Source organism: Acetobacterium bakii, assembly GCF_001263355.1.
GTDB lineage: Bacteria > Bacillota > Clostridia > Eubacteriales > Eubacteriaceae > Acetobacterium > Acetobacterium bakii.
In genome coordinates, this window is record NZ_LGYO01000074.1 from 1 (window position 1) to 7,141 (window position 7,141).

Sequence of the window (7,141 nt, forward strand, 5' to 3'; positions counted from 1 at the left end):
ATTTCAGCACACCATTTTGTAAATGGCAGGGAAGTCTTCAGAATGAAAACTCGATTAAACTGGCAGCGGATACAAGTAAACGGTTTTTCGAAGCAAAGGGTTTAGATCTGCAGATGATCGAATTCCTTTATCTCGGACATACCATTATTCAGCCAGGATCTTTCTTTGGCGCATCCTGGGCGGCTAACGAAATGGGATTAAATATTCCCGGAATGTCCATCAGTCACGCCTGCGCGACTTCCACCAACACCATGTACTCAGCTGCTTTGGCCGTTGAAACAGGCAATCTTTCAACAGCGTATTGCATGATGACGGACAGAATTTCAAATGCCCCGCATATTATCTGGCCAAACCCTCAGGGACCGGGTGGGGAAGTGCTGTCGGAAAATGTCAATATGGACAACATCAACCGTGATCCTTCCACTGGTACCGGTATGCTCAACACCGCCGAAAATGTGGCCAGAGAATTTGGCTTCACGAGAGAAGAAGCCGATGAAGTGACCTTAATGCGATATGAACAATATGCCGATGCTCTGGCAAATGATCGCGCCTTTCAAAAGAAATACATGTTCCCCATCGAACTGAAATCAAGAAAAAGTACGCTGATCATCAGCGAAGATGAAGGGATCTCAAAGACCTCAAAAGAAGGTCTGGAAAGACTGCGACCGGTTGCTGAAGGCGGCATTCATACCTTCGGTTCGCAAACGCACCCAGCTGATGGAAATACCGGGATGATCATTACCACCAAGCAAAAAGCAGCGGCATTAAGCACCGATAAAGTAACGGTACAAGTCATTTCCTATGGTTATAATCGCACCAAAAAAGCTTTCATGCCAGCCGCTCCGGCAGGTGCCGTACAAATGGCACTGGATAATGCTGGTATTGGCATCGAGGATTTGGTGGCCATTAAAAACCATAGTCCTTTTATTGCAAATGACCTTCATTTGGGAAAAGTATTGGGAATCGAACAGTCGCGAATCAACAATTACGGAACGTCACTGGTATTTGGTCATCCTCAGGGCCCAACAATTGCCCGACTGCTGATGGAAGGCATTGAAGAAGCCGTTATCAAAGGCGGCGGATATGTATTGGCCTGCGGATGTGCGGCTGGTGATTCAGCTGCTGCCATCATTGTAAAAGTCAGCTAGTTTTATTTCACACCAGGATGCGCCCTGAAGCCATTCACACAGGGCGCATTCCGGTATTATAACCTGAAGATGTACGGTCTCTCCCAATGGGTGGCGGCATCGGCATTGGTTTGAGGTTCATAAAAAAAAAACAGACAAAAATATAGAATAACATTTTCGAAAGATGTTGGATGTAAAAAAGAAATGTAATTATCGGAGGTAGAACAGTGAGTTCTCAAGAAAATGTTTTTAAAGGAATTAAGGTAGTTGAATTGGCAACCTATGTCGCAGCACCATGTGCGGGACGATATTTTGCTGATTTAGGTGCAAGTGTAATAAAAATCGAAGGATTTGGTGGTGATCCACTGAGAACCACTGCCCCCAGTGAAGGCAGACCCTCTGATCCCTATGAGGATACCACATGGGATCTGGAAAATGCCGGAAAAAAAGGCATTGCCTTAAATTTAAAAGACCAGGCAGGAAAAGATGTCCTGTTTAAAATGTTGGATGAAGCAGATATCTTTATCACAAACTGGCGCAGTGACGCGTTAATCAGAGCTGGACTTGATTATGATACATTAAAAGTCAATTACCCTAAATTAGTTTACGCACAACTGACCGGTTATGGCGAAATGGGACCAGATAAAGATTTGCCAGGATTTGACTTCACGGCTTTTTTCGCCAGAGGCGGATGGCTTGGGACGCTTTATGAAAAGGGCTCAGACCCAATGAATCTTGTCGCCGGCTTAGGCGATCATCAGGCTGGCCTATATCTGTCAGCAGGTATTATGTCCTCGCTTTATAAGGCGGAAAAAACAGGTCAGGGTGAAAAGGTAACCGTCAGCCTCTACCACTGTGCAATTTACGCTCTGGGTTTACTGGTTCAATCGGCTCAGTATGGAACCCGATATCCCATCAATAAAAGAGATATGCTGAATCCATTTATGAATGCCTTCAAAACCAGTGATGAACGATTGATCCAGCTGGCGATGCCGCCATACAATGTTTTCTTTCCAAAATTCATGGAAATAATCGGGAAACTAGAATTGAAGGATGATCCGAAATATTGTCATTTTGAAAATCTGGGAGACAATTCAAAATATATCTACGATCTCGTTAATGACTACATGGAAACAAAAACAGTAGCAGAGCATAAAGAAATATTTGTCAAAGAAGACATTCCTTTTGCTATTGCCCAGCTCTGGGAAGAAATATTAGAAGATGAGCAGGCATGGGCAAATGATTTCCTCTGTTCGCTGAAATATGATAACGGAAATACCCGAACATTGCTGCGACAGCCCATTAAATTCAAAGAAATGGGACTGCCAGAATATACAAGAGGACCCTATATTGGTGAACATAGCCAGGAAGTGTTGATGGAATTAGGTTATAATGACGAAGAAATAAGCGCATTGAAAGAAAAGAAAATTTTCGTTGAATGGAACGACATCAAAAATAAATAACTAGAACTGTCTTTTAGAATGATGTTTGACTTTGTTTTGCTTATCTGATAAAATATTAACAAAGCAGATAGGAGAGTAAACATTGGTTAAAAATAAGCAACTTTTAAAGAGAAAAGCAATAGTGGATGCAGTTCTTAAACTCATGGAAGAATATGAGTTTGATAATTTAACGGTCAGAATGATTTGCGACACCGCGGGAATTTCCGTGGGGACCTTCTATCATTATTTTAGTGAAAAGAATGCCCTGATCAGTGAAATTCTGGGCCAAATAGATCTATATTTAGAAGAACAGGCAGTTGATAAACTGACACATGACGATGAGCTGGAAAATCTGTTAGAGTTTGGCAGGCTTTCGATCAGTCAAATCAACAGCACCGGATATGTTATGGCTGGTTTAATCAGCTCGGTTCCATTGCCTTACACCCCTGAAGGCATAGAACAAGAATTTGAGAGAACTTTCTTTAGCATCCCGTTGGAAATAATTACAAGAGGGCAGGAGAAGGGCCAGTTTATTACAGATATCAGTGCCAAACAAATAACCGAAATATTTGTCATCTTTCTTCGAGGATTCGCTTTCGATTGGTCAAGAAGAAATGGAAGTTACAGTCTGGAAGAAAAATACGAGCTATATAACAAATATTTTCTCAGATTCATCATGAGTTCAACACCGGCTTGAATTGATACAGCTAAGCGATAAAAATAAAACTCATGGATTGCTTCCCGAAACGGAAAGCAGCTCATGAGTTTTTGTCGTATCAGACAGTATATTGTGGGGTTCAGACGCTTTTTTAATGTGAAATGATTTAACTGAAATTTCTCAGATTCTTTTAATAAAGTACCATCATAAAAAAGCCGACGTTCTTGTCTCCGGCATTATAAGTCATGCCGAGTTTTCTTGACATGGTCACAATATCCATGCCGCTGCCTTCCATGGAATAACGTTTCTTTTCTGGAAAACGGCAGGGTTCGGATGCTTTGGCTGAACATTCTTTGCAAAGATCGCAGCCGCCGGGACCGGCAATCATAATCGGTTCATCTTCAAGTTTGCCGCGCAGTTCATTCAAGAATCCAAAGACTTCAGTCATGCTGGATTCCATTTTTTCATAGTATTCCCCAAGAAACATAATTTTATTGAGAATAATGGCATGATCATAATTTAAGAACCGCTGCTTATTGATTTCCATATCGCCTGAAAGCGGCGGGCAGGAGTGGTTTTGCCCATAATTGCCACAGGTATTTGTTTTGCAGCTGGCAAACACAGCGTCAGCAAAAATAATGTCGGATGATGAAATTTCTTTGTATTCGTCGAAACCGACCTCATTGATTGCGGTTATAATTTTGTCTCTTAACATTGTTCCTCCATTGATTATCTTGAGATTAAAACACGCAGCCGTATTTTTATAATCAATCATATTCAGCAAACAGTTACTTTTTTATTCTACAGCAAACAACAACGGGATGCTACAAATATATAAAATTTTTTCAGTAGGAATCAAATGATTAACATCATAATCAGAATATATTATAAACACAGACGAAGCATCTCCTGGTATGATATTTAACAGTCTTTGATCTCAGTTCAGCATAACTGTTTCAGCATTTTGGATACCTGGTCAGTCAGGCCCACTTCATTTTCAACAAAGACAATGACAGCCAGATTAATCAATACCCCGGGGTTAGCGGTTTCCCTGATCTGGACCTCGTCACCGGTGGTGGAGAGCATGGCACTGCCACCTTTTTCCGAAAGATGGGCCTTAATGTGCCCAACCAGACCATTTTGGTTTTCAACCCAGCCTGCCAGCGATTTGAGTCCAATGGACAGGGCTTCTTTGATCCGGGTGTAATCTCCGCTAATCTCACGCTCGGCTGAGACAATCACAGCATTTTCATGATGGGTAATCGAGAGTTCCTCAGGAATATATTTCTCATGTTGATTTTCATGAGGGGCAGGGTGTTGGCTGTGATCGTGGCCACAGGCGCAGGGTTCTGCGGCATCTTTGCGGCGGTCATGATGTTGATGGGGCTCGCTGTGATCATGGCCACAGGAACAGGGCTCCCCGTTATGCTCGTGCTGTTCATGTTTCATTTCTTATTTCCATCCTTTCGATTTTTTGCAGTTAATTTTTAAGTGTTCGATAAAGTTAGCTATCACGGTCTTTTCAGCAGACTGCCCAGCAGCGTTACCCAGAAAACATCGGTGAGCTTAGTGATGGCGGAGATCGGGTGGCAGGGGATGGTCGGGTTATAGGTTTTTAAGCTTTCGATGACTGCATCGATACAAGCTTCATCCACACAATCGATTTTATTCACCAGCACACCCCTGGCGTTTTCCAGCTGGCCGGAAACAAAGGGCTCCATGGCAGCAATCAGACGGAACCAACGCGTTGCATCGACAATGGTAATAATCCCGGTTTCCACACCAAAGGCAGATTCTACGGTGTGCTTGATCTTATCGGGATAAGCCAGACCGGTTGCTTCAATAATAATCCAGTGGGGATTGCATTCTTTTTTCAGAAACGAAACCGTATCCTCAAGCTGCGCCGAGGATGTGCAGCAGGCACAACCGGCAAACAGATTTTTGACGGTGAGCCCCTGGTTTTCCAGCAGCAGGTTATCAACTCCGACGCCACCGATTTCATTTTCGACAATCACCACCGGCGTGGTGCCTTCCTCTTTTGGGGATCGGGAAACCAGAAATTGAGACAGCTGTAGCAACACACTGGTTTTACCGGATCCCAGAAATCCTCCTAATATAATGACTTTCATTCGTAAACCCTTTCTTTTTTCAATAGTAAATTATATAAATTAAAAATTCGTCGGTATGGGAATGTTACGAAACCCAGGCTAATTACGTTCCATAATCAACAGCGACAAACCCAGATAAAGCAGTTCGTCGTTGGAATCAAAATTAATTTTAAACAGTTCTTCCATGCGATCCAATCGGCTGAGGAAAGAACTGCGATGGATATACAGCTTTTTTGCTGCCGCGGCTGCATTGAGGCGGCAGTCAAAATAGGTCAACAGTGTTTTATAATACTCCGTATGCTTCTCAGCATCGTATTTTCTGAGAGCCAGCAGTTTTTCGCTGCAGATCTGATGCATTTCAAAGGATCCCGGGCTGTTTTTCAAAAGATAACCAAAGGCATAGTCATCAAACCGATAACTCCAGAACATAGGCTGGTCACGGGTCCCGAAATCCAGGGCAATTTCTGTCTGTTCGAAGGCCGCTCTCAAGTCAGTTACCTCCGAAAAACCCCGGCTTAACCCGGCAATCAGCAGACTATCCCTGAGAAAATAGGGGAGTTGGCGGTAAAAGTCCTTGTCATTGGCTGACTTGAACTGATCCAGATTAATGAGCATGAGCAACCGCTCCCTGAAATTCAGACAGACACACCCCTGCCACTGATTCTCAATTTCCGAGCTGAGATAGTCGGTATAGACATTTTTGGAATACCGAGTATTGGACCGGAACTGGATCAGTTGGAGATGATCGGTTTCTTTCCAGCCGTTTTCCACGGCTGCTTTTTTCCATTGCTCATCGGAATTCTGCTCAAACTGAAGCATATGCATCAACGGTTCCCGAAGGCTGTTCAGGGCCACTTCCTTCAAGTTAAAGGACTGGTATTTTTGGTAGAGCTTATCCGCGGTGATAAATAAATGGATCAGAATGGTCCGGACATAAATTTTTACGAAATCGGCACTATTAGTCTCAAGCATGATGACAAATCTTCCGACATATTCGCTCTGATCAAAAAAATTCCTGCAGATCATTTCTTCCGCCCCGGAGGTTGTAGCCATGGCATAATCAAAGACATCCGGTAAGTCGTACAATGCCTGAAAACTGGAATCGGATATAAAATCGTTTACCACTTCCGGAAGGGAAAACTTGTTTTCATCCATAAAAGGAGAATCATTCAAAATATTATCGATGGATTTGGAGTAGGCGGTATATTGAAATTTCTTATCCACCAGAAGAATCTGCTCAGACAGAATCGGTTCACAGCTGTCAATCAGGTCCTGAAAACTGCCATTTTCATAGTAGATCTGATTCAGCCGTTCATCCCACTGATCGAACCGATTATAAACATCCTGGAGGTAATTGAAAAGCGAGACCGCCGAAATAGCGGAGTCCATTACCATCACTGATCCTTCAATCGTCTTTAATGAGCGGCTTGGCTTTTCGGTACATAAGAAGAGTGTATTGGCACCGTGATTTCGGTTTTCGATCAGGGTTTTAAGACCGTCGCCATCAATGATGACCACGGTTTCAGAAATTTCCAGTGCTGCTTCATAGAACACCGGACGCTTAAACCTGATTTCCGTTTCACTCTTTTTTTCGAATCGTACGGGCAGCTTTTTAACAAGCCAGTAATAGATCATGTCCTGAGAAAGTCTCATAATCACCTCTGAATCGCATAGTTTTTAAGCAATATAACAAAGTTCAAAAAAACGAACAATTATTGCTTTGCTATCGGTTTCACAAACAATTTTGTAACGTGTAGGCGAACAGGCGGTAGCCTGTACGCCGTACAGTGTAAAAATTGTTTCGTG

General features: G+C 42.9%; 7 protein-coding genes. 3 read left to right on the forward strand and 4 right to left on the reverse strand.

The window, feature by feature from the left end; genetic code table 11:
• From AKG39_RS18770 to AKG39_RS18780, 3 genes are all read left to right on the forward strand, one after another.
• The coding region (locus tag AKG39_RS18770; protein ID WP_050741943.1) for a thiolase family protein at positions 1-1,148 on the forward strand (1,148 nt) is incomplete at its 5' end.
• 206 nt (positions 1,149-1,354) lie between these two features.
• Positions 1,355-2,590 carry a CaiB/BaiF CoA transferase family protein gene (locus AKG39_RS18775; protein ID WP_050741944.1) on the forward strand — a complete coding sequence of 412 codons (1,236 nt, stop codon included), beginning with the start codon at positions 1,355-1,357 and terminating at the stop codon, positions 2,588-2,590.
• Between the two features lie 82 nt (positions 2,591-2,672).
• Positions 2,673-3,266: a TetR/AcrR family transcriptional regulator gene (locus tag AKG39_RS18780; protein ID WP_050741945.1), complete on the forward strand. Its 594-nt coding sequence runs from the start codon at positions 2,673-2,675 to the stop codon at positions 3,264-3,266.
• A gap of 151 nt (positions 3,267-3,417) precedes the next feature.
• Here AKG39_RS18780 and AKG39_RS18785 read toward each other — a convergent pair whose 3' ends face one another.
• From AKG39_RS18785 to AKG39_RS18800, 4 genes are all read right to left on the reverse strand, one after another.
• Positions 3,418-3,942, reverse strand: coding sequence for a DUF2284 domain-containing protein (locus tag AKG39_RS18785; RefSeq protein WP_050741946.1), 525 nt, complete (start codon positions 3,940-3,942; stop codon positions 3,418-3,420).
• Between the two features lie 227 nt (positions 3,943-4,169).
• Entirely contained in the window at positions 4,170-4,676 is a 507-nt protein-coding gene (locus AKG39_RS18790) for a hypothetical protein (protein WP_050741947.1), read from the reverse strand.
• A 62-nt stretch (positions 4,677-4,738) separates the two neighbouring features.
• On the reverse strand, positions 4,739-5,356 hold the full coding sequence (locus tag AKG39_RS18795; protein WP_050741948.1) for a GTP-binding protein: 618 nt from the start codon (positions 5,354-5,356) through the stop codon (positions 4,739-4,741).
• A gap of 78 nt (positions 5,357-5,434) precedes the next feature.
• Positions 5,435-6,988 carry a PucR family transcriptional regulator gene (locus AKG39_RS18800; protein WP_050741949.1) on the reverse strand — a complete coding sequence of 518 codons (1,554 nt, stop codon included), beginning with the start codon at positions 6,986-6,988 and terminating at the stop codon, positions 5,435-5,437.
• Positions 6,989-7,141 lie beyond the last annotated feature (153 nt).

Bases quoted from the DNA above. Each gene is read 5' to 3' on its own strand.
- AKG39_RS18800 (WP_050741949.1), bottom strand. From the start codon at position 6,988: ATGAGACTTTCTCAGGACATGATCTATTACTGGCTTGTTAAAAAGCTG.
- AKG39_RS18785 (WP_050741946.1), bottom strand. From the start codon at position 3,942: ATGTTAAGAGACAAAATTATAACCGCAATCAATGAGGTCGGTTTCGAC.
- AKG39_RS18790 (WP_050741947.1), bottom strand. From the start codon at position 4,676: ATGAAACATGAACAGCACGAGCATAACGGGGAGCCCTGTTCCTGTGGC.
- AKG39_RS18795 (WP_050741948.1), bottom strand. From the start codon at position 5,356: ATGAAAGTCATTATATTAGGAGGATTTCTGGGATCCGGTAAAACCAGT.